The organism is Bradyrhizobium sp. GW821-FHT13H05, assembly GCF_058804065.1.
The window spans coordinates 39,012-60,842 of the sequence record NZ_JBXAPO010000023.1; the positions used below are offsets into that span (position 1 = coordinate 39,012).

The following is a 21,831-nucleotide window of genomic DNA, read 5'->3' on the forward strand; positions in this document are numbered from 1 at the left end:
CTCCGCAGCTAGCTATCATAAGAACAAACTAAGAACAAATCGTTATTATGCATCTATCTCATAGATTGGGCGAACAAGTCCCGAGTCAAATAAACGATCCACTATTTCGTAGGCTGGCGTCGATGCTAACCCCACACCTAGCGCGGTCGCTACCAACTAAGTTGCTGTACTCGCTCCGGTCGCATCGCTGGGAGGGCGTACCGCGCAGCAAGACCACAAGACCGAACCAAAAACTCGTCATCTGCCATAACTGCACGGCAACGCCAGGGCGTAATCGCGGCAAATGGTCTTCTATGCTGCCGAGACGTCCCGGAATTGACCACGCGGCACAGATCGAAGGCCTACATCGATCTGCTGAGTTCACGCACGACGGCGAGCTTGACGACAACACCTCCGAGAGGTTCTTGGGTGCCCCCTACCCCCGAAAATCAATGCTCCGCAGCACGATCCCCGGCGGGGTGCCCTCGAACTCCGTCGCGCGATATTTGCTCGCGGCGCGGGCTTCGATGCGGTCGCGCAGGCGGGTGAACTGGGCTTCGCGCTGCTCGGGCCGCGTCTGCGGGCCGCGCTCGAGATAGTCCATCGCGGAGGTCGAGATCGCGCAGGCGATCTCCTTCGATCCGTCCTGCATCAGGAACTGGACGATGCCCCGGTCCTGTTCGTAGCCGACGAAGCGGCTGCTGGTCAGCGTCATGGCTTACTCCCTACGCGATTGCATTGTTAAACACTCCCCGTGTGGAGAGAGCCCTCACCGGCCGTGGCCGGCCGCCCGCGTGCCGACCGCGGCCTGCGCGTGGCGGGACGCGAGCGGCCGAGATCGCCTCAGCTCTCCCCCGAGAGCCTGGCGAAATCGTCGAACAGCGCCGTCACCAGCGCGCGGTGGCGCGTGTCCTCGGTGGACAGGCTGGCGGCATAGAGGTTGAGCAGGTAGCGCGCCTTCACCGCGGCCTCGGCCCACGAGGTCGCGGGCACCGTCATCAAACGGTTCTCGAGATCGGCCTCGCGCTCGCGCAGCTCCCTGACATTGTTTTCGACCTCGGCCAGCGCGCGGCGCAAATCAGTCGCCTTCTGCGCCGCCATGCCGCGGTGCCTGTCGAGATCAACGGGAATGTCAGTCATGGGCGAGGCTCGCAGGCGCGGCCTGCGCATCCGCGGCCTGCGCGGTCGCGAGATCGACGGAGCCGATCGACAGCATTTCCGTCACGCCGCCGCCCGCGCCTTCGGCGGGCACCGTGATCATGGTGGCGACACGGCGCCAGCACGGGAATGACAGGCCCTCGATCATCTCCTCGTCGGTGACGACCTCATAGCCGCCCGCCGGCAGCAATCGCTCGATGCCGTGGATGCGGAATGGATGCTTGAACGTGACGGTTTCTCGCCGCGAGCGGATGGTCATGTCTGCCTGCCTTCCTGCGCAAGGGGCCCCAACCGACGCCAGCTGTGGCGAGCATGCGCTTCCTGCCCCGCAATAGCCAGCACTATCGTCGCCGCGGCGCTTTAGTCCTCGCTATTGCTCCGAGGCAGGCGTACGGTCCTTGCCATCACCGCAACTTTCGCTACGGCATTTCGACCGGTGACTGAGGGTCATTTGCGCTCCCGCCGACAGACTCGTCGTTCGGGCATGATGTCCTCATGCTCCGGCAGGAGTATGCGATGCCGCGTTTTCGCGCCTCGGAATGGATCTTGCCACAGATCTTGCCACAGGCCGACATCGCGCTGTGCCTTCTGCTTCTCGTGTGTGCCGCGGCGGTCCTCAATGGCTAGGGCAGCGCGCGTGGCTTATCTCGTCTGGGCGACCGCCGAATATGGCTGCGCCAATGTCGGCCGCGGCAGCGCGACCGTGGCGCTGCGGCTGGCGCGAAAGCTGCTGCGCGAAGGCTACATGGACGTGCGCGTCTGCACGCCGCGCGGACGCGTGCTGCAATCGGACGAACTGGACGAACTCAAACCCCCACACAAATCTCAAGAGGAGACCGACGCCATGGCCAAGGGACAGCAAAAGGGCAATCGCGAAACCAAGAAGCCGAAGAAGGAAAAGGCCAAGGTCATCGCCGCAGCGCCGAACCGCAAGGACGCGGCGTGGCAACCGGATTTCGGCCCGGGCAAGAAGAAGTAGGCGGCGGTTCTTCGCCTCTCCCCGCCTGCGGGGAGAGGCCGGAATTTGCGAGAGCAAATTCCGGGTGAGGGGGACTCTCCGCGAGTCCAACTCTCACCGTGATTGTGGAAGCACCCCTCACCCCAACGCTCCCAGCGCGAGCGAAGCTCGTCGCGCCCCCGCAAGCGGGGCGAGGGAGCGCACCTCCGTCGCGGCAACCACCATCGTCTCTTCCCCGTCGCGCTTTTCGGCTATACTCGCTCCGGTAGTATCACCGGGAGGGGCTGACCTGTGGAGCACGATCACAAATCCGATCCGAAAAACCTCGTCATCTGCTGTGACGGCACCGGCAACGAGATCTCGGAAAACATCTCCAACGTCCTGAAGCTGTATCGCTGCCTGCGCAAGACGGACAAAACGTCGCCGCGGCAGATGGTGTTCTACGATCCCGGCGTCGGCACGGTGACGGAGCCGACGACGTGGCATCGCTGGAAGGCCAATATCAATCTGGTGCTGGGGCTCGCCACCGGCTACGGGCTCGATGACAACGTGCTGTCGGCCTATTGCTTCCTGGTCGAGCATTACGCGCACGGTGACAAGATCTATCTGTTCGGCTTCTCGCGCGGCGCCTACACGGTGCGCGTGCTGGCGGCGCTGATCCACAAAATCGGTTTGATCTCGCCGGAGCAGGTGAACCTCGCCGGAAGCGGCATGGTCGCCTACAAGCAATATTCCGGCACCGGGCGCGGCAACGACGTCGACGACCTCAAGGACATCGCCGTAGACGACCAGGGGCCGCTGCCGCAGGGCAAATTCGACCTCGCAGCCCAGTTCGCGCGCATCACCTCGACGCGCTGGCCGACCATCCACTTCATCGGCGTGTGGGACACGGTGGCGAGCGTGATCGTGCCGCGGCGCGACAATCTCTTCCTCGTGTTCAGCCTGGAGGAGCTTGCCTTCACCCGGCGTAATCCGAGCGTCGCCATCTTCCGGCAGGCGATCGCGATCGACGAGCGGCGGCGCATGTTCCGCCTCAACAGATACGAGGAGCCGCAGGAGTTCTGGAGCAACCGCTACGTGCCGGACGAGAAGAAGGTGCCGCAGGACATCTTGCAGGTGTGGTTCGCCGGCGTGCATTGCGACGTTGGCGGCGGCTATCCGGAGGCCGAGAGCGGCGAGTCCAAATATCCGCTGATCTGGATGATCGACGAGGCGAAAAAGGCCGGGCTGAGGTTCAGCACCAGCGCCGTGAACCAGCTCGCCTGGGGCGACGAGCGCAAGAACTCGCCGTTCAAATACGTGCCGCCGACCTACCAGGGCGAGGCCGGCCAGCTGCACAATTCGATGAATTGGGCCTGGCGCGCGCTGGAGGTCATTCCGAAAAGCGCCAAGTACCGGGAATGGCCGAAGCGGAAGGTGTTTCTCGGCGTCTACATTCCCTGCTGCGAGCCGCGCCTCATCCCCGAAGGCGCCTATGTGCATGAGAGCGTGTTGAAGCGGAGGGAGGTGGATCCGAAGTACAGGCCGGTGAATTTGCCGACGCGGTACGAGACGGTGCCGATGCCGGTGCGGGCGACAGTGGGGACGGCGGTGGATGAGGGGGTGGCGGGGTGAGGAGGAGGCGCTCTCTCCTCGTCATTGCGAGCGCCGCGAAGCAATCCGGAAGCGCGCCGCGGAGACGGTCTGGATTGCGTCGTCGCCAGCGCAAAATTGCTTCGCAATTTTGTCGCGGGCTCCTCGCAATGACGGGGGTGAGGCAGTCGCGGGGCACCCCACTACCGCCACTTTCCGCATTCGCCGCTACTTTTCATTAAAATTCTCGCGCCCGCCTTAGCCGGATCGCATCATCTCCTTTCCATCATGGGGGCAGACCACCCGCCGCGCCATCTGCGGAATTGGAGGAGAGTGCCAATGCATCCGCGAAAGTTCGCCCGCGTCAAACCGGCGGGCCTGGTGTCCCGCCAGGCCAAGATCATCACCGACCCGCGCGCGCCCGTGATCCCCTGCACGCTGGTCGACTATTCGCCCGGCGGCGCCTGCGTCGATCTCGGCGGCCAGGTGAGCATCCCCGACCGGTTCGAGCTGCTGCACGTCAACACCAAGAAGCGCTGCCGCATCGCCTGGAAGCGCGGCACGCGGGTGGGCGTGGTGTTTTAGAGGGTAAGCCGCCCTATTTCCGCATCCTCGCCTTCGCGCCGGCGACGATCTGCATGGCGACGCCGGCGATCCAGCCGAACAGCGCGAGCCAGGTCCAGAGGATGTGCGGCTCGAGCCTGAGCACGATGACGGCGACGGAGGCAAGCGCAGTGAGCGTGGCGCAGAGCGTGCCGGCGGAGCTCAGCAGCTCGGCGGCATCGATGCTGCTGTGGGCCTCGTCGAAGGGCAGCTGCGGCGTGTCGATGCCGAGATAGAAGCCGACCGCGCCCAGCGCCATCATCCCCAGCAGAAAACCTTGCGTGGTCAGCGGCGCGATCGCCGAGCCGACATAGGCGCCGACGAACAGCCCGCACGCCGCCCCCGCCATCGCGAGGCCGAGGCGCTCCAGCATGTGAGCTGCTTTACGAACACGAAAACGCATGGCCGGCCTCCGTGAGGCGTTGAACAGAGCGGAGGTTAGGCCAGTTTTGCGGGGGGTGGAAGCTGAGGAGGTTTACGGATGCGTGAGGGGATCGGCCCCTGATTTCGCAAGGACGCGACCTTGACGTGTGGCGCACGTCTGCCTCCCCATCGTCATTGCGAGCGCAGCGAAGCAATCCAGAGTGTTTCCGCGGAGGGATTCTGGATTGCTTCGCTTCGCTCGCAATGACGGAGTGTGTGGCGCGAGCCTCGCACCACACCTGCAACACGCGCGAAGCGCCTACCGCGCCCCGAACGTGGTCTTGCCGAACAGCGCCTTTTGCGTGGACGGCTGCGAGCGCCAATATTGCGGCGGGGCCTCGACCTCGCCGCCGACCTCAGCGGCGGCGTGCCAGCCCCAGCGGGGATCGTAGAGCATGCCGCGGGCGAGCGCGATCATGTCGGCCTTGCCGGAGGCCACGATCTCCTCGGCCTGCCTGCCTTCGGTGATCAGGCCGACGGCGATGGTGGGCAATCCGGTCTCGCGCTTGATGGCCTCGGCGAACTGCACCTGATAGCCGGGGCCGAGCGCGATCTTCTGCAGCGGCGAGACGCCGCCGGAGGAGGCATCGATCCAGTCGACGCCCCGCGCCTTCAGCGCCTTCGCAAATTCAATCGTCTGCGCCAGGTCCCAGCCGCCCTCGACCCAGTCGGTGGAGGATACCCGCATGCCGACCGGCTTGTCGTGCGGGAACACCGCGCGCACCGAATCGTAGACCTCCAGCGGGAAGCGCATGCGGTTCTCGAGCGAGCCGCCATATTCGTCGGTGCGCTTGTTGGAGATCGGCGACAGGAACTGATGCAGCAGATAGCCGTGCGCGCCGTGCAGCTCGATGGCGTCGATGCCGATGCGCTCGGCGCGCTTTGCAGAATCGACGAAAGCATCGCGGATGCGTTTTAAGCCCGCGGCATCGAGCGCCAGCGGGGCGGCCTCGCCCTCCTTGTGCGGCAGCGCCGATGGCGCCACCGTCTGCCAGCCGCCTTCGCTGACCGGAATCAGCTGGCCGCCGTCCCAGGGCCGCGCGCTGGAGGCTTTGCGGCCGGCATGGGCGAGCTGCATCGCGATCGCGGTGGTGGAATGTTTTCGCACGGAGGCGAGGATCTGCTTCAGCGCGGCTTCGGCGGCATCGCTGTAGAGCCCGAGGCAGCCCGGCGTGATGCGGCCGATCGCCTCCACATGGGTCGCCTCGATGCAGAACATCGCCGCGCCCGACAGGCTGAGATTGTTGATGTGGGTGAAATGCCAGTCGGTGGGAACGCCGTCTTCGGCCGAATACTGGCACATCGGCGACACCACGAGACGGTTCTTCAAATTCAGGCCGCGCAGCTTGATCGGGGAAAACAGGGCGCTCATGCGGGGAGTTCCGGGGAATGGAGGGAAAGCTGGCCGCGATGCTAGCGAGCCTCTTCCCTCTCCTCAAGCCGCCGGCGCGCAACCCTCCCCCTACGGCTTGATGCCCGCGGCCTTGACCAGCTCCAGATTGGCCGCCGTCTCGCGCTTGACGAGATCGTCCATCGCGGCCGGCTTCATCGGCATCGGCTCAATGCCGAGCTTTTTCAGGCTCGCCTGCATCTGCGGATCGGCCAGCACCTTCTCGCCCGCCGCATGCAATTTTTCGACGATCTCGCGCGGCGTCTTCGCCGGCACGAACACGCCGAACCAGATCACGCTGTCGGCGTCCTTCAATCCGATCTCGACCGGCGTCGGCACATCAGGCAGATCGGCGACGCGTTTTGGCGTCGAGACCACGAGCGCACGGACCTGGCCCTCGCGGATCAGCGGCAGCGCGGTCGCGAGCGGGCAGAAGTACAGGTCGATCCGGCCGCCGAGAATGTCAGCGATCACTTCCGGGCCTGCGCGATAGGGCACATGCGTGGCCTCGATGCCGGCGGCAAAGCGGAATTTCTCGGTGCTGATATGCACGGCGCTGCCAATGCCGACCGAACCGAACGAGATCGAGCCGGGTTTGGCCCTGGCGTCGGCGATGAAGTCCTGGATGGTTTTCCAGGGCCGCTCCTTCGGCACGATCATCACATTGGCGCTGGATCCGATCATGAACACCGAGGCGAGGTCGCGGGTGGGGTCGAAGCTCGCGCTCGGAAAAATCAGGGGTGCGACGGTCAGCGCCGACGACTGGGCGAGAAGGCTGTAGCCATCGGGATCGGATTTCGCGACCAGCGCGGAACCGACCACGCCGCCGCCGCCGGCGCGGTTTTCGACCACGATGGATTGACCGAGCTCGGCGGAGAGACGCTCGAACACCAGCCGCGGCACCACGTCGGCCGCGCTGCCCGGACCGAACGGGATGGTCGCCTTGATCAGCCGCGTCGGCCAGCCTTCTGCCTGTGCTGCAGTGGCTGTCCAGAAACCGACAAGGACGCAAAACGCCCGAAGAAACCCGTTCATCGAGAACTCCGTTTCAATCACCCGAGCGCTGCAAGAACCGTTCCGTTGGCCTGCTATGTTCACCATGAGTTCAGGACACCCAGCAGCACCACCCAATAAATGACAAAGATGGTCCAACTCTCGCGATAGCTCTCGACCCCTAAAAACGCGATCACACCAAGGCCACCGATCCACATCACCCAGCACAGGTTGGATGCGATCTCGAGGCGTTGGGGCTGCGGCCCGTCCTTCGACCACCAGAGCGCATTGAAATCCAGCATGGGATCGAGCACGACGAAGCGGGCAATATCGTCGAACCTCGAAGGCTCAAAGGCGGCGCCGTGGCCTCCCGCGATGTATTTCACGTTGAACACTTTCCCGTTAGCCCCGATGCCATGACGAAAGCCGCGAAATCCGGCCGAGCCGATGTCGAGCAGCCCAGGCTTCGGCTCGTCGATCTTCAGGAAATCCGAGATATGCTGGAAGAACTGCGGGAAGAGCGCGACCACCCAGTCCCCGGCGGCACAGATATTCCAGACCCGCCCCGTCACGCGTTCGGCGGCGATAAACTTGTCCCAACGGAAATGCGCGGGCACCACACTGCCTCCAAAGAACACGTTTCTGATCTTCAGGACCACGTAATTCTGCAGCGCACTTGTGAGAATGTAGGTGCCGTTGCTGTGGCCGACATAGTCAACACCGGTCGCCTTGAGATTCGGATACATCGCTCTCGCCTGCGTGTATTGATCCATGAACCAGCGCACGTTGCGTTGACGGTCCCAGTAGAACAGGAACGGCAGCATCGCGAACCTGCGGTAGAGCGGCGGGACGATCTTGACCTGCACCGCAGCGGGGCCGATCTGCCGCTCGATCGTCCACATCAGCTCGGCCGGCCAAGTGCCCTCATCACGGATGCCGTGCATGACGAAGATAAGGTGCGTAATGTTCGGGTCGGTCTTGAGCGCCGTGATCTTGTCGGCCCAATAGTGCGGAAACGCACCTCTCGGCGTCGTCAGCGCCATCTGGATAGCTTCGCCCGACGGCGTAAGATCCTTCTTTTCGGAATCGCGATAGATAAGCGAAGCAATCTCGGCGTGCGAGAGGCCCTCCAGCGTCTTGATTATCACGCTGTCAGGAGACCCTGCTTCGAGGTCTATACTGTCGTCGCGGTCGACCAACTCGTCCTTGGCGCCGAGCAGATGGATAACCAGCGGCCGCTCGTCGTCCGGCAGCGCTCGAAACAGCTCGATCCACTGCACCCGCATGTTGGCGACGAAAGGTGAGCCCTGCATCAGGCTTGCTATGAACCGGCCCGTCCCCGTCAATCGGCCGATCTCTACCGCAAGTTGGCCGAAGACGTATTTGGGGAAAATCAGGTTCTTCGGCTTGTGGCTCGGCCAGCCGCGGTTCGGTGCCGCGAGCGACACGAAGCGCTCCACGCGACCTACCCAGTCATGCCGACCGCTCGCGCGCTGCTGGGGACGGTCCTCAAAACCGTGCCCCCAGAGCAGAACCTTGCGAAGCAGAAGCCCGCCGGTGCTGTAACCGAACAGGATGATCTTCTCATAGTCATGCGTGTTTTGAGCCCTGTCGATCGCAGTCTCGATCGTCTGCGTGATGTCATAGGGATCGATGTTGGACGCCCAGCCATGGCTGTAAGTCGGGATGAGCACGTCGGCGGACGGGTAAGCCTCCCGCACCAGCTTTTCGAGATCTGGCCTCGAGGCTCGCCCCCCGAGTGCAGGACTGTAAACCACCAGGATCTTGTGCTCCCCGGGGATCGTTTCGACGTCACCGGCGGTCCCAAAATCGAAATATCTCAGTCCGAACAGGATGAATAGAACGACGATCCAAACGAGCGCCTCGAGCCCGGACATCATGCCCACCCCTCAATCAATGCGGTCACAATCGATCAAATACACCTCGATCATCGCGCAATCGAATTGCCAGGGTCAAGCGGACGATCACTCCACCAGCGTGAATTGCAGCAGCAGCGTGCGCTGGAGCAGCGAGAAATTGTCGTCCGACACCAGCGTCAGCACGGTCTCGCCCTCCGCCGTGACGTGGGCGTCGATGCCTTCCATGTTGTCGATCTCGTGGCCGAGATCGGCGTTGAATAGCGCGGGGCCGTCGACCAGCGCATTCGGCGCGATCGATTTGAGCGGGATCGCCCGGATGCGGATATTGACGCCGGTGAACCAGGAGAATTTGCGTTCGAGGATCAACAGCTCGCCTGAGGGCAGCAGCACCGCATCGCTGATGTCGAACTTCTCGGTGCGGCGCACGCTGAACTGGCCGGGCGTGGGACCGCCGATCAGGAACGCGACCAGATTGCCGTCGGCGTCCAGCCCGCGCTCGGAGAACGCGATCAGGGTGCCGGCGAGCGGCTGGCCCTTGTCCCTGGGCACGAAGACCAGCGCCTCCAGCCCCTTGTTGGACGGCAGCTTGCGGATCGCCGCGGGCGTCGGCACCACCTCGCCGCGGGCGCGGGTGCCGCCCTTGGCAAAATCGAAGCGCATGATCTGGTTGACGCGCTCGAGCCCGACATAGACGACGGAGCCGTCGCGTGCGAGCGACTCGGTGTCGTACCAGTAGCGCTTCTCCGTGATCGGCCGTCCGTCGGCAGCCAGCACCGGCGCGGCCTCGACGTCGTCGAGCCCGACCATCTTGCCGCCGGAATAGCGGATGCTGCCTGTGAACCAGCCGCCCTGGTCGGAGACCGCGAGGAAGCGCTCGCCTTTCGCGTCGAGCCGGATGCCGGACAGGCCGCCGAAGCCGCGATAGGACGAGGTCAGCACCAGGCCGCTGCGATACTCCAGCGCGCCGAAGCGGGTGCGCGAACGGTCACGCGGCTCGAAATTCGGGATCGGCCGCGCGTTGACCTCGACGCTGACGGGATCCGTGACGGCGTGCTCGACCTGGAGCGGGCGCGGCGGCGGCTCGGTCGTGGCTTGCGCCTGCGCGAGGCGCGAGAGTGCGAGAGTGGAAAATCCCGCCGCCGCGTGGCCAAGAAAGCCGCGGCGGGACGATTGCGTGCTCACGAATGCAGTTTGCGTCGCGGGCGACCGGCCGGCTGGGTTGGCGCGGTGTTGGTCTCGCTGAACAGCTCGGCGAGCTTCTCGGTGATGGCGCCGCCGAGCTCTTCGGCGTCCACGATCGTCACCGCACGGCGATAGTAGCGCGTGACGTCATGGCCGATGCCGATCGCGATCAGCTCGACCGGCGAGCGGGTCTCGATCTCCTCGATGATGTGGCGCAAATGCCGCTCGAGATAATTGCCGGGATTGACCGACAGCGTGGAATCGTCGACCGGCGCACCGTCCGAGATCATCATCAGGATCTTGCGCTGCTCGGGCCGGCCGAGCAGGCGCTTGTGCGCCCAGTCGAGCGCCTCGCCGTCGATGTTCTCCTTCAGCAGCCCCTCGCGCATCATCAAGCCAAGGTTCTTCCGCGCACGGCGCCAGGGGGCGTCGGCGGACTTGTAGATGATGTGACGGAGATCGTTGAGACGGCCGGGATTGGCCGGCTTGCCGGCGGCAAGCCACGCCTCACGCGATTGCCCGCCCTTCCAGGCGCGCGTGGTGAAGCCAAGAATCTCGACCTTGACGCCGCAGCGCTCCAGCGTGCGCGCGAGAATGTCGGCGCAGGTCGCCGCGACCGTGATCGGGCGGCCGCGCATCGAGCCGGAATTGTCGAGCAGCAGCGTCACCACGGTGTCGCGGAACGTCGCCTCCTTCTCGTGCATGAAGGACAGCGGGTGATGGGGATCGGTCACCACGCGCGACAGGCGCGCGGGATCGAGGATGCCCTCTTCGAGATCGAACTCCCAGGCGCGGTTCTGCTGCGCCATCAGGCGCCGCTGAAGCCGGTTGGCGAGACGGGCGACGATGCCCTGCAGATGCGCGAGCTGCTTGTCGAGATAGGCGCGCAGGCGCTCCAGCTCGTCATGGTCGCAGAGGTCTTCGGCCGCGATGATTTCGTCGAATTTCGGCGCGAAGGCGTGGTATTCCGGCCCGCGCGGCTCGTTCTTGCCGTGCGAATTCGGACGCGTCGCCTCGCCCGGCGTCTCGTCGTCGCCGAGCTCGCCGTCGTCGAAGGTGTCGGAGGTCGAGGCCTGCGCGCTTTCCATCGCGCTGTCGCTCATCTCCTCGCTGGAGGCCTGCGCCTGGTCGGCACTCATCTCCTGCGCGGCATCGGAATCGGGCGAGCCCTCGGCGCCGGACTGATCGTTGTCGCCGTCCTGGTTCTCGTCGTTGTCGTCATTGTCCTCGCTGTCGGCACTGCGCTCGTCGCCGAGTTCGAGCGCCGTCAGGAGGTCATGCACCGCGTCGCCGAACCTGGTCTGGTCCTCGACGAGGTTATCAAGCCGGTCGAGCCGCTTGCCGATCTTGTCTTCGAGAATCGGACGCCAGAGGTCGACCATCTTCTTGGCGGCCGTCGGCGGCGCCATGCCGGTCAGGCGCTCGCGCACCAGCATCGCCAGCGCATCGGCCAGCGGCGCATCGGCACGGTCGGTGATCTCGTCGAACTTGCCGCGATGGAAATGGTCGTCGAGCATCGCGGTGAGATTTTTGGCAACGCCGGCCATGCGGCGCGCGCCGATTGCCTCGACGCGGGCCTGCTCCACCGCCTCGAACACGCCGCGCGCCTGCGGATTGCCGGGCATCAGCTTGCGATGCAGCTTGGCATCGTGACAGGCGATCTTGAGCGCGATGGAGTCGGCGTGGCCGCGCACGATCGCGGCGTCGCGCTTTGTCATCTTGCGCGCCGGCTCCGGCAGCCGCGCCTTGCCGGGCGCGAGGCCCGGACGCTCGGCCGCGAAGGAGACGTCGAGCTCCGGCGACTTGGCGATCGCCTTGAGACAGGAGGCGACGGAGCGCTTGAACGGCTCGGTCGGCGCTTCCTTGGTGTTACGGAATTTGGAGTTGGATGATGATGTGCTCATAGCGACTTCGTAAACGAATGGCGCGTCACGCCGCCGGGATAGCCCTTGAGGGTGCCGAATTCCTCGTACCCGCAGGAACGATAAAAGCCCGGCGCCTGGAAACTCATCGTATCGACATGGGCCTGGACCGCGCCCTGCCGTCTTGCCTCGTCCTCGATCGCCGCGATCAGCTTCGTGCCAACGCCCTTGCCGCGCTGCTTCTGATCGATCCAGAAATACTGGATGAACAGAACCGTGGCCCAGAGGTGCCCGACGATGCCGCCGACAATCTTGCCGCGGTCCTTCAGCGAGACCGCGATGCCCTTGAACTTCTGCTTCCCGAAGTGCTCGTCGTTATAGGCGCCGAGCCCGGCGAGCACAGCCTTCTTGGTCGTCCCAATGGTGCGCTCGACGGTGATGGTGGCCATGGACTAGCTGAGTGCCACGTTGACCGAGGATTCCGGCAGCTCTGCATTGAAGCAGCGCTGGTAGAACTCGGCGACCAGGGGACGCTCGAGCTCGTCGCACTTGTTGAGGAAGGTGACGCGGAACGCAAAGCCGATATCGCTGAAGATGTCGGCGTTCTCGGCCCAGGTAATCACCGTGCGCGGGCTCATCACCGTCGACAGATCGCCATTGGCGAAAGCGTTACGGGTGAGATCGGCAAGGCGGACCATCTTGTTGACGATGTCGCGGCCTTCCTGGGTCCGATAGTGCTTGGCCTTGGCCAGCACGATCTCAACCTCCTCGTCGTGGCTGAGGTAGTTCAGCGTCGTGACGATCGACCAGCGGTCCATCTGGCCCTGGTTGATCTGCTGGGTGCCGTGATAGAGGCCCGAGGTGTCGCCGAGGCCGACCGTGTTGGCGGTCGCAAACAGCCGGAACGACGGGTGCGGCTTGATCACCTTGTTCTGGTCGAGCAGCGTCAGGCGTCCGGAGACTTCCAGCACGCGCTGGATCACGAACATCACGTCCGGGCGGCCGGCGTCGTATTCGTCGAACACCAGCGCGACGTTGTTCTGGAGTGCCCAGGGCAGGATGCCGTCGCGGAATTCGGTGACCTGCTTGCCGTCACGGACCACGATCGAGTCCTTGCCGACGAGGTCGATACGGCTGATGTGGCTGTCGAGGTTGACGCGCACGCAGGGCCAGTTCAGGCGGGCGGCGACCTGCTCGATATGGGTGGATTTGCCCGTGCCGTGATAGCCGGTCACCATCACGCGGCGGTTGCGGGCGAAGCCGGCGAGAATGGCGAGCGTGGTGGCACGGTCGAAGCGGTAGTCGGAATCGACTTCGGGCACATGAGGATCGACTTCGGAATAGGCCGGCACTTCGAGATCGCTGTCGATCCCGAACACCTGGCGGACCGACACCTTCATGTCGGGCAAACCGGAAACTTCCTCAACTTTGGACAGAGCGGCGGTCGTCATCAATCCTCCGAGGTCCCGGGCGATCCCGAGACCAGTTATTTGCACGGTGGCTGCGGCTGGGTGCGTTTGCGAACCTATCAGAGACAACGTGCGGGCAGAAGCCCGCCCCACAATCAAAGTTCCGTTGTCTTTTCATTTAGATAGGCGAGGAACGCAGTTTTTGGAGGGCTGCCTTGCGAATCACGCTCGAATTTCGGGCGGGGTAACGGGTCTGCCCATGCGAATGGCACTTTTCCCGTCTCTCCTTACTTATGTAGGGTCTGGGCCCTTAAGGGCCTGAACTCTTCTGAACCCTTCTGAACCCCTGGACCCGCCGCCGACACGAAAGACGTCGTGACATCCTTCCTTGATCCCCTCATCTCGTTCGTTTCGGCCCATGCGTGGCTGGCTTATCTGACCCTGTTCCTGGCAGCGCTGCTCGAAGCCGTTCCGGTGGTGGGATCGGTGATCCCCGGCTCGACCATCATCCTGGCGCTGAGCGCCCTGATCCCGGGCGGCGAGTTGAAGCTGCAGTGGGTGCTACTGGCCGCCGCGCTCGGCGCGGTGCTGGGTGACGGCTCGGCCTACTGGATCGGGCACCGGCAGCAACGCGAGATCCTCAACACCTGGCCGCTGACCAATTATCCGCGTGTGGTCGAGCAGAGCGAAAGCTTCTTCAACCGCTTCGGCACCTGGGCCGTGTTCTTCGCCCGCTTCGTGCCGCCGATCCGCGCCTTCGTGCCCGTGACCGCCGGCGCGCTCGGCATGCCGCCTGTGCGCTTCTACGCCGTCAACATCCCGGCGATCCTGGTCTGGGCACCGGCCCATGTGCTGCCGGGCGTGCTGGCCGTGTCGGCCCTGCATGAATATGCCGGACTGCCGCACCACGAGCATATCGGCAAGCACATGTGGATTTTGACCGTAGTCGGCGTCGCCATCGTGCTGGGCGTGGGGGTGTGGATCTATCGCCGGCGGAGCGGCGGCGGTGCGGTCGCGACTGCGAAGCCACCAGCCTGAATCTGCTGCATCCAAGCACTCTGACCTCATCCCGAGGAGCCCGCAAAGCGGCGTCTCGAAGAATGGCCGCAGGCGATAGCCGGGCCTGCATGGTTCGAGACGCGCGTTCCGCGCTCCTCACCATGAGGGTTTAGCTTTTGGAGTCCGCCGCCCCCATTCTCCGCCCCGGCGCGGGCCCAACATACCTCGCCCGTGGCCTGATCAGCTTGCCGAACTGCAATTGCTCGCTGGCGTGCGCGATCCAGCCCACGCTGCGGGCCATGGCGAACAAGGCGAGCTCGCTGCCCACCGGCAGTCGCAGCGCATGCACGAGCACGGCGAGCGCGTAGTCGATATTGACGAGCTCGCCGGTCGCTTCGACGATCCGCTCGGGCACTTCGCGGGTGAATTTTCGCGGCGCGCCGGCGCGGGTGAGCGCATTCAGCAGCGATTGCGCGCGGGGATCGCCGCGCTTGTAGACGCCGTGGCCGAAGCCGGCAAAGCGCTCGCCAAGCGCGACGCGCTCGCGCACCATCGGGCCGACGTCGCGATCGATCAGCGTTTTCACCAGCTGCGAGGCCAGCACACCGGCGCCGCCGTGCTTCGGTCCCTTCAGCGCTGCGAGGCCGGCGATGACGGAGTCGTAGAGATTGAGGCCGGTCGAGGCCGCGCAGCGTGCGGTGAAGGTCGAAGCGTTCAATTCATGATCGGCGAGCAGCACGAGCGCGCGGCGGATCAGGTCGGGCGCATGCTTGTTGTCCGCCGCCCAGGCCTTCGCGATCTGCTGATGCAGCGGCTCGGATGAGGGCTCGGCGTTCAGCATGGTTGCAACCAAGAGCCTGACGATGCGCCCGCCGACCATCGCGCGGCCATCGGGCGCGCGGGTGAAGGCACGGGGATCGGCGCTCGCGGCAAGCGCGAGCACGGCGATGGCGCGGTCGATCGGAGCCGCGCGACGTGCGGCTTCCGCGATCGCGCGCATCTCGTCGGAGATCTCGGGTTGATTGTCCGGCGCAAACGGATCGACGTCGGAGACGTCCCAGAGCAGCGTCGCGGCGTGCTCCAGCGTGTCATTCTCGGCGAGATCGACGCAATTGACGCCGCGGTAGATCGCACCGTCCTCGGTGATGGTCGAGATCTCCGTGTCCATGACCGGAAGGTCAGCGTCGAAGCTGCGCAGGCCGCGCGGCTCGGGCGACGGGACACGGCGCTCCTTCAGGGAGCGGACGTCCTCGGCGCGGTAGCGGTTTTTTCGCGAGTCCGGCGTCGGCTCGGAGCGGATCAGGCCGCGGCTGACATAGGCGTAGAGCGTTGCCGGCGAGATCGCGAGCTCGGCGGCGGCTTCCCGGGCGGAGAGGTAGAGCCCATCGGAATTTTTCATATTGATTTATGTAATCAAGATTGATCAATCTGTCGAGAGGCCCGATTTTTCTCCCGTGAACAAGGAGATTTGGGCCATGAACATCCACCTCACCAAAAGCCAGATCGGGCTGGACGGCGTTCCCGCGGCTGAAACCGTGCTGAGCCATGTCGATGGCGAGCGCGGCGAACTGATCATCGCTGGCGAGCATGTCGGACGCCTCGCCGCTATCTCGAGCTTCGAGGGCGTCACCGCCCGGCTCTGGAACGGCGCCAGCAAGACCAGCCTGAGCGAAGCCAATGTGCGGGCGAGCCTGGGGGCCGCGCGCGAGCGGGCCTTCGCGCGGCTGGACGAGCTGCTGCCGGCGACGCGCGGCATGGGCATCGTTGACGGGTTTCGCGCGGCCGTCGCGGGACTTCGCGCCGAGCACGGGCTCGCGCATGAAGCGACCATTGTCGGCGCGTTCCCGGTGATCGCGGGCGCGCTGGTCCGGCGCGCCAAAGGGCTCGAGCCGATCGCCCCCGATCCGAACGTGAGCCATGCCGCCGATACGCTTCGCATGCTGCACGGGCGCGCCCCCGCCTCGCGCGAAGTCACCGCGCTGGACGCCTATCTCGTCACCGCCAGCGACCACGGCATGAACGCCTCAACCTTCACCGCACGCGTGGTCGCCTCGACGCAGGCCGACCTGTTTGCGGCGGTGACCGCCGGTTATTGCGCGCTGACGGGGCCGCTGCACGGCGGCGCGCCGGAGCCGGTACTGGAAATGCTCGATGCGATCGGCTCGCGCGAGCGCATCCAGCCCTGGGTGGACGCGGCACTCGCCCGCGGCGAGCGAATGATGGGCTTTGGTCACCGCGTCTATCGCGTCCGCGATCCGCGCGCCGACGTGCTCAAGACCGCGGTCGAGGCGCTTGCCTCCAACGGCGCCGACCTGCCGTTTGCCGGCGAGGTCGAGGCCTATATCCGCAGCGCCTTGCGCAAGAAGAACCCGGAGCGGCCGCTGGAGACGAACGTCGAGTTCTTCACCGCGATCCTGCTCGATGCGCTGGCGATTCCGAGGCAGGCCTTCACGCCGATCTTCGCGGTGGCGCGCGCCGCAGGATGGACCGCGCATGCGCGCGAGCAGCAGCGCACGGGGCGGTTGATCCGGCCGAGCTCGTCCTATGTGGGGGCAATGCCTTCGTGAAGCGCGATGCGTGCTTCCCCTCTCCCCTTGTGGGAGAGGGTGGATCGCCGCGCAGCGGCGAGACGGGTGAGGGGTATCTCTCCGCGCACGAATTTCTTGCAACGAACTCGCGGACGGAGACCCCTCATCCGGCGCTTCGCGCCACCTTCTCCCACAAGGGGAGAAGGGAAGAAAGCGAGTGAGGCCTCAGGCCTCCCGCACCACCGTCTTCAGATAATTATACGCCTTGATGATCTCGATCAGGCGATCCTCGGTCGAGCGGTCGCCGCCATTGGCGTCGGGGTGGTGCTGCTTCACCAGCGCTTTGTACTTGCTCTTGACGTCGGCGAGCGTGGCGCTGGGGCCGAGGCCCATGACCTGGAGCGCCTTGCGCTCGGCGTTCATCACCTTGCGGGTTTCGACCTTGGGCTGGGAGGCCTCCGGACCCTTCCGCCAGCCGGCTCGGCCGTTGAGCTCCGCAAACATGCTGAACGGATCGAAGGCGCCGTCGATCTCGGATTCCGCGCCCTTCTTGACGCCACCATTGGCGCCCATCGTCCAGGTCGGACGGTGCCCGGTCAGTGCGTCCTTCTGGTAGCGCGCGACGGCGTCGGCATTCATGCCGGAGAAGAAATTGTAGTTCTGGTTATACTCGCGCACGTGGTTGAGGCAGAAGTGCCAGTACTCGCGCGAATTCTCGCGGCCCTTGGGCGCACGATGGGCGCCCTTGTTCTGGCACCCGGTCCATTCGCAGCCGACTGCGGTGTCGCGCGGCTTCACTTCCGCCTGCTTGCCTTTCGGCTTGACGCGGATGGAGTCGAAGAACTTTGATGAATCGATCGGCATGACTGACTTTGACTACGCAATGCAAAAACCTTCAAGTCTTGACATTGCAATTAGCTGAGAACCCCGGCAATTGACGGAGTGCGATCGCACACCTTAATGGCACGCCCATGGCTATGAGAGACACTATCAGCAACAAGTTGCAGGAAGCTTTCACGCCGGAAAGCCTGCAGGTCGTCGACGAGTCACATTTGCATGAGGGCCATGCCGGCCATCGGCCGAGCGGCGAGACGCACTTTCGCGTTTATATCGTGTCGCAGGCCTTCAAAGGGAAGAGCCGGGTCGACCGCCACCGCATGATAAATTCGGCGCTGGCTGCGGAACTCTCCGGCAGCGTGCACGCGCTGGCCATCCACGCGCAGGCGCCGGGGGAAGGCTAACCGCTGTCATGCCCCGCGAAAGCGGGGCATCCAGTACTCCGAGACGTCGCGGCTAGAATCGAGCTGCCGCGGCGTACTGGATCGCCCGCTCCAGTGCGCAAGTGCGCACAAGGCGGGCGATGACACCGACCGTGCGTCAAAACGACGTCCCCGCCCTTCTCGGCTTGGCCTCCTCCAGCTCGGCGTCGCGCGGCACCGGTGAAATACGGAGCGCGGTGATGCGGTTGCGTTCGCGGCGGAGGACGCGGAAGCGGAAGCCGTGGAAGGTGAAACTCTGGCCGCGGTCGGGGATCGAGCGCGCCTCGTGAATGACGAGTCCGGCGACCGTGGTTGCCTCTTCGTCAGGCAGGTGCCAGTCCATGGCGCGGTTGAGATCGCGGATCGGCACCGAGCCATCGACCACGACCGAGCCGTCCGGCTGGGCGCGCACGCCGGCGACCACGACGTCATGCTCGTCGGAGATGTCGCCGACGATCTCTTCCAGAATGTCTTCCAGCGTCACGAGACCTTCAACTTCGCCGTACTCGTCGACGACCAGCGCGAAGTGGGTTTTCCGGCGTCGGAACGCCTTGAGCTGCTCGGCGAGCGGCCGCATCTCCGGCACGAACCAGGGCGGCAGCGCGATGGTGGAGACGTCGATGCGCGAGGTGTCGCCATCGGCGGCGCGGATCGCGCGCAAGAGATCCTTGGCGTGAAGCACGCCGATGATGTTTTCCGGCTTCTCGCGCCAGAGCGGAATGCGGGTGTATTCGGTCGCCAGCACCTCGCGGACCAATTCGTCCGGCGGCATGTCGGCGTTGATCATCATCATCTCGGTGCGATGGATCATGACGTCGGAGACCTGGAGCTCGCGCAGGTCCAGCAGGCCGCCGAGCATGTCGCGGTCCTGCTTCTCGACCTTGCCCTCGTGATGCAGCAGGTCGACCGCGCCGCGCAGGCGCTCGGTCGGCGACAGGATCGCCTGGTGCTCACCGGCCAGACCAAACAGCCGCATCAAGAGGCGGACGATGACTTCCACGATTCTGAGCAGCGGCCCCAGCACGTACATGGTCAGCCGCATCGGGCGGGCGACCGCAAGCGCCATGCGGTCGGGAGCGTTGATGGCGATGGTCTTCGGCAGCACCTCGGCGAAGATCACGACCAGGGCGGTCATCACGCCGGTGGCATAGAGCACGCCGACATCGCCGAACCAGGCGGTGAAGATGGCGGTCGCGAGCGCGGAGGCGCTGATATTGGCGATGTTGTTGCCGAGCAGCAGCGCGCCGATCAGGCGCTCGCGCATGTCGAGCAGCTGCGAGACGACGTCGGCATCGCGATTACCCTGCTTGGACAGCCGCAGCATGCTGGCGCGCGAGGCGCCGGTCAGCGCGGTCTCGCTCGCGGCGAAGAAGCCGGAGACGAGCAGGCAGAAAATGACGATGGTGAAGCCGAGCCAGTCCATGAATCACTCTGGTTTCTTGTCTTAACGCGTTTTCCCGGCGCGAACCGGTCCCCACTTCGCTTGAAAACGCTTTAGAGAAATTCAGCCACGCATCACGCCTTGTGGGCGAGCTTCTCTTGCAGGAAATCGCGCACCGGCGCCGGCTCGACGTCCTTCGCGATCACCGCGCGCCCGACAGCCTCAAGCAGGATGAAGGTGAGCTTGCCGCGCTTGACCTTCTTGTCCTGCGCCATCAGGGCCATCAGCGCGTCGGCGTCCGCCAGCCCTTCCTGCGCAAAGCCTGCGATATCCTGCAAGCGCGTCGGCAGGCCGGCTTCAATGAGGTGCCGCTCGACGCGCGCCGCCTCAAGCTCGCCGATCATGCCGAGTTTTGCGGAAAACTGCGCCGCCAGCGTCATGCCGATAGCGACGCCCTCGCCGTGGAACAGGCGGTCGGAGAAACCGGTCGCGGCCTCCAGCGCATGACCGAAGGTGTGGCCGAGATTGAGCAATGCGCGCTCGCCGGTCTCGCGCTCATCGCGCGAGACGACGCCCGCCTTGGCGCGGCAGGAGGTGGCGATCGCGTGCTCGCGGGCAGAACCGCCCTTGAAGATGTCCGCGTGGTTCTTTTCCAGCCAGGTGAAGAAGGCCTCGTCGCCGAGCACGCCGTATTTGGCGACCTCGGCATAGCCGGCGCGGAACTGGCGCGGCGACAACGTGTCGAGCACGGCGGTGTCGGCGATAACAAGCACCGGCTGGTGGAAGGCGCCGAGCAGATTCTTGCCCTGCGGCGAATTGATGCCGGTCTTGCCGCCGACGGAGGAATCGACCTGCGCCAGCAGCGAGGTCGGCACCTGCACGAAATCGACGCCGCGGCGCAGGATCGCCGCGGCAAAGCCGGCGAGATCGCCGACCACGCCGCCGCCGAGCGCGATGACGAGATCGTTGCGCTCGATCTTTGCGGCGATCAGGGCTTCGCTGACCTTTTCCAGGCCCGCATAGGTTTTGGAGATCTCGCCTTCCTCGACGACGATGCGCGAGGTCGGGATGCCGCTGGCTGCGAGCGATGCTTCGGTCGGCTCGAGCCAGTATTTTGCCACGGTACGATCCGTCACGATCGCGGTGCGCACGCCGGGGCGCAAGGCCGCGACCCGTTCGCCGAGCGAGGCCAGCACGCCGCGGCCGATGACGATGTCGTAGGCGCGATCGCCGAGCGCGACGTCGACATTGACAGGGTCGGAATGTTTCAAGGGCGCAGTCATCTTAACGCACTCGCGACGTCGGATGGAGGTTCGGACGCGGCGACATGGCCGCAGAGATGGCCGCGCAACGTCTCGATGGTCTCATCGACGATTCTGTCGTGCGGCACGTCGCGCGAGGCGATGGTGAGGTCGGCCTTGCCGTAGATCGGCTCGCGCTCGGTGAGCAGGCGCGTGACCGTCCCTTCCGGGTCGGCGGTCTGGAGCAGCGGACGATCGGCGCGGCGGCGGACGCGGCGCATGATGACGTCGTGGTCCGCCCTGAGCCAGATCGAGATCGCCTTGGCCGCGATCCGGTTGCGGGTCTCCTCGCGCATGAAGGCGCCGCCGCCGGTCGCCAGCACCACCGGGCCGCCGTCGAGGAGACGGGCGATCACGCGGGCCTCGCCATCGCGGAAATGCGCCTCGCCGTGGCGCTCGAAGATTTCCGGTATGGTCATGCCGGCCGCCGCCTCGATCTCGGTGTCGGCATCGACGAAGGGCAGCTTGAGCCTGAGAGCCATGCGGCGGCCAATGGTGGATTTGCCCACCCCCATCATGCCGACGAGCACGATCGAGCGCGCCCCGAGCGCCGACAGAATGTCGGCCTCAGGCGAAGCTTGGATCGGCAACGCGGCGTCGGACATGGATGTTGCTCTGGATCTCGCTCTGGGTCCTGCTCGATCTGCCGCCAAAGGCGGCATGCTTTGGCCACCTATACGACCCCGAAGGGGCCCTCGCCAGAGGACTCTTGCCACGAAACGGCGAACATGTTGGATGATTTCATTGGTTAATTTGCCCGCCAAGAGCCTGACCGAGACCCTTGACCGAGACCTTGCGATGCCCAGCCTGTTCCGCTTCCTGACGGCCGTCGCCGTGATCGCCGGCATCGTCTATGGCGTGGTCTTCGCGCTGGCGAACTTCGTGAACCCGAAGTCGCGGGAAATGACGGTGACGATCCCACCGGATAAGTTTCTCAAGAAATAGGAGCTAGCC

General features: G+C 64.9%; 23 protein-coding genes. 7 read left to right on the top strand and 16 right to left on the bottom strand.

The genetic code is table 11. The features are described 5' to 3' along the window. Nucleotides 1–415 precede the first annotated feature (415 nt). The 3 genes from AC1RR3_RS37225 to AC1RR3_RS37235 form a co-directional block, all read right to left on the bottom strand. The gene (locus AC1RR3_RS37225; RefSeq protein ID WP_492830088.1) at nucleotides 416–694 is read right to left on the bottom strand and encodes a DUF1488 family protein; all 279 of its coding nucleotides are present in this window, start codon (nucleotides 692–694) and stop codon (nucleotides 416–418) included. Nucleotides 695–822: 128 nt separating this feature from the next. Next, the gene (locus AC1RR3_RS37230; RefSeq protein ID WP_492830089.1) at nucleotides 823–1,119 is read right to left on the bottom strand and encodes a hypothetical protein; all 297 of its coding nucleotides are present in this window, start codon (nucleotides 1,117–1,119) and stop codon (nucleotides 823–825) included. Further along, the gene (locus AC1RR3_RS37235; RefSeq protein WP_492830091.1) at nucleotides 1,112–1,396 is read right to left on the bottom strand and encodes a hypothetical protein; all 285 of its coding nucleotides are present in this window, start codon (nucleotides 1,394–1,396) and stop codon (nucleotides 1,112–1,114) included. The genes AC1RR3_RS37230 and AC1RR3_RS37235 overlap by 8 nt, the downstream gene beginning before the upstream one ends. 360 nt (nucleotides 1,397–1,756) lie before the next feature. On the opposite strand from AC1RR3_RS37235, the gene AC1RR3_RS37240 reads away from it, so the two are divergent. From AC1RR3_RS37240 to AC1RR3_RS37250, 3 genes are all read left to right on the top strand, one after another. Then, nucleotides 1,757–2,116, top strand: coding sequence for a hypothetical protein (locus AC1RR3_RS37240; protein ID WP_492830094.1), 360 nt, complete (start codon nucleotides 1,757–1,759; stop codon nucleotides 2,114–2,116). Between the two features lie 270 nt (nucleotides 2,117–2,386). Then, nucleotides 2,387–3,709: a T6SS phospholipase effector Tle1-like catalytic domain-containing protein gene (locus AC1RR3_RS37245; RefSeq protein ID WP_492830096.1), complete on the top strand. Its 1,323-nt coding sequence runs from the start codon at nucleotides 2,387–2,389 to the stop codon at nucleotides 3,707–3,709. 297 nt (nucleotides 3,710–4,006) lie between these two features. Next, a complete protein-coding gene (locus AC1RR3_RS37250; protein WP_492830098.1) occupies nucleotides 4,007–4,252 on the top strand; it encodes a PilZ domain-containing protein in 246 nt (81 codons plus the stop codon). 13 nt (nucleotides 4,253–4,265) lie between these two features. On the opposite strand, the gene AC1RR3_RS37255 is transcribed toward AC1RR3_RS37250, so the two are convergent. The 8 genes from AC1RR3_RS37255 to cobS all read right to left on the bottom strand — a co-directional run bounded on the left by AC1RR3_RS37255 (nucleotide 4,266) and on the right by cobS (nucleotide 13,451). After that, nucleotides 4,266–4,673 carry a hypothetical protein gene (locus AC1RR3_RS37255; RefSeq protein ID WP_492830099.1) on the bottom strand — a complete coding sequence of 136 codons (408 nt, stop codon included), beginning with the start codon at nucleotides 4,671–4,673 and terminating at the stop codon, nucleotides 4,266–4,268. Nucleotides 4,674–4,952: 279 nt separating this feature from the next. Next, on the bottom strand, nucleotides 4,953–6,065 hold the full coding sequence (locus tag AC1RR3_RS37260; RefSeq protein ID WP_492830102.1) for an NADH:flavin oxidoreductase/NADH oxidase: 1,113 nt from the start codon (nucleotides 6,063–6,065) through the stop codon (nucleotides 4,953–4,955). Between the two features lie 90 nt (nucleotides 6,066–6,155). Beyond that, entirely contained in the window at nucleotides 6,156–7,118 is a 963-nt protein-coding gene (locus tag AC1RR3_RS37265) for a Bug family tripartite tricarboxylate transporter substrate binding protein (RefSeq protein WP_492830104.1), read from the bottom strand. Between the two features lie 59 nt (nucleotides 7,119–7,177). Continuing rightward, the gene (locus tag AC1RR3_RS37270; RefSeq protein WP_492830105.1) at nucleotides 7,178–8,977 is read right to left on the bottom strand and encodes a hypothetical protein; all 1,800 of its coding nucleotides are present in this window, start codon (nucleotides 8,975–8,977) and stop codon (nucleotides 7,178–7,180) included. Nucleotides 8,978–9,061: 84 nt separating this feature from the next. Beyond that, the gene (locus tag AC1RR3_RS37275) at nucleotides 9,062–10,138 is read right to left on the bottom strand and encodes an esterase-like activity of phytase family protein (RefSeq protein WP_492830107.1); all 1,077 of its coding nucleotides are present in this window, start codon (nucleotides 10,136–10,138) and stop codon (nucleotides 9,062–9,064) included. After that, a complete protein-coding gene (gene cobT / locus AC1RR3_RS37280; RefSeq protein ID WP_492830109.1) occupies nucleotides 10,135–12,042 on the bottom strand; it encodes a cobaltochelatase subunit CobT in 1,908 nt (635 codons plus the stop codon). Before cobT ends, AC1RR3_RS37275 begins: the two co-directional genes overlap by 4 nt. Continuing rightward, complete coding sequence (locus tag AC1RR3_RS37285; RefSeq protein ID WP_492830111.1) at nucleotides 12,039–12,449, bottom strand: GNAT family N-acetyltransferase; 411 nt, start codon at nucleotides 12,447–12,449, stop codon at nucleotides 12,039–12,041. The genes cobT and AC1RR3_RS37285 overlap by 4 nt, the downstream gene beginning before the upstream one ends. A gap of 3 nt (nucleotides 12,450–12,452) precedes the next feature. Beyond that, nucleotides 12,453–13,451: a cobaltochelatase subunit CobS gene (gene cobS / locus AC1RR3_RS37290; protein ID WP_492830113.1), complete on the bottom strand. Its 999-nt coding sequence runs from the start codon at nucleotides 13,449–13,451 to the stop codon at nucleotides 12,453–12,455. A gap of 333 nt (nucleotides 13,452–13,784) precedes the next feature. On the opposite strand from cobS, the gene AC1RR3_RS37295 reads away from it, so the two are divergent. After that, nucleotides 13,785–14,447 carry a DedA family protein gene (locus AC1RR3_RS37295; protein ID WP_492830115.1) on the top strand — a complete coding sequence of 221 codons (663 nt, stop codon included), beginning with the start codon at nucleotides 13,785–13,787 and terminating at the stop codon, nucleotides 14,445–14,447. 130 nt (nucleotides 14,448–14,577) lie between these two features. Here the strand turns inward: AC1RR3_RS37295 and AC1RR3_RS37300 are convergent, their stop codons facing one another. Then, the gene (locus AC1RR3_RS37300; RefSeq protein WP_492830117.1) at nucleotides 14,578–15,807 is read right to left on the bottom strand and encodes a citrate synthase; all 1,230 of its coding nucleotides are present in this window, start codon (nucleotides 15,805–15,807) and stop codon (nucleotides 14,578–14,580) included. Between the two features lie 76 nt (nucleotides 15,808–15,883). On the opposite strand from AC1RR3_RS37300, the gene AC1RR3_RS37305 reads away from it, so the two are divergent. Next, a complete protein-coding gene (locus AC1RR3_RS37305) occupies nucleotides 15,884–16,975 on the top strand; it encodes a citrate synthase/methylcitrate synthase (protein ID WP_492830119.1) in 1,092 nt (363 codons plus the stop codon). A gap of 186 nt (nucleotides 16,976–17,161) precedes the next feature. Here AC1RR3_RS37305 and AC1RR3_RS37310 read toward each other — a convergent pair whose 3' ends face one another. Beyond that, a complete protein-coding gene (locus AC1RR3_RS37310; RefSeq protein ID WP_492830121.1) occupies nucleotides 17,162–17,800 on the bottom strand; it encodes a J domain-containing protein in 639 nt (212 codons plus the stop codon). Nucleotides 17,801–17,907: 107 nt separating this feature from the next. Between AC1RR3_RS37310 and AC1RR3_RS37315 the strand changes: the two genes are divergently transcribed. Continuing rightward, nucleotides 17,908–18,177, top strand: a complete 270-nt coding sequence (locus AC1RR3_RS37315; protein WP_492830123.1) for a BolA family protein — start codon at nucleotides 17,908–17,910, stop codon at nucleotides 18,175–18,177. Nucleotides 18,178–18,313: 136 nt separating this feature from the next. Here AC1RR3_RS37315 and AC1RR3_RS37320 read toward each other — a convergent pair whose 3' ends face one another. The 3 genes from AC1RR3_RS37320 to AC1RR3_RS37330 form a co-directional block, all read right to left on the bottom strand. After that, entirely contained in the window at nucleotides 18,314–19,618 is a 1,305-nt protein-coding gene (locus AC1RR3_RS37320) for an HlyC/CorC family transporter (RefSeq protein ID WP_492830125.1), read from the bottom strand. Between the two features lie 92 nt (nucleotides 19,619–19,710). Further along, a complete protein-coding gene (gene aroB, locus AC1RR3_RS37325; protein WP_492830127.1) occupies nucleotides 19,711–20,859 on the bottom strand; it encodes a 3-dehydroquinate synthase in 1,149 nt (382 codons plus the stop codon). Further along, a complete protein-coding gene (locus tag AC1RR3_RS37330) occupies nucleotides 20,856–21,482 on the bottom strand; it encodes a shikimate kinase (RefSeq protein WP_492830129.1) in 627 nt (208 codons plus the stop codon). Before AC1RR3_RS37330 ends, aroB begins: the two co-directional genes overlap by 4 nt. Nucleotides 21,483–21,675: 193 nt before the next feature. Here AC1RR3_RS37330 and AC1RR3_RS37335 point away from each other — a divergent pair, with 193 nt between their 5' ends. Then, on the top strand, nucleotides 21,676–21,822 hold the full coding sequence (locus AC1RR3_RS37335) for a histidine kinase (RefSeq protein ID WP_492830149.1): 147 nt from the start codon (nucleotides 21,676–21,678) through the stop codon (nucleotides 21,820–21,822). Nucleotides 21,823–21,831: the final 9 nt, after the last annotated feature.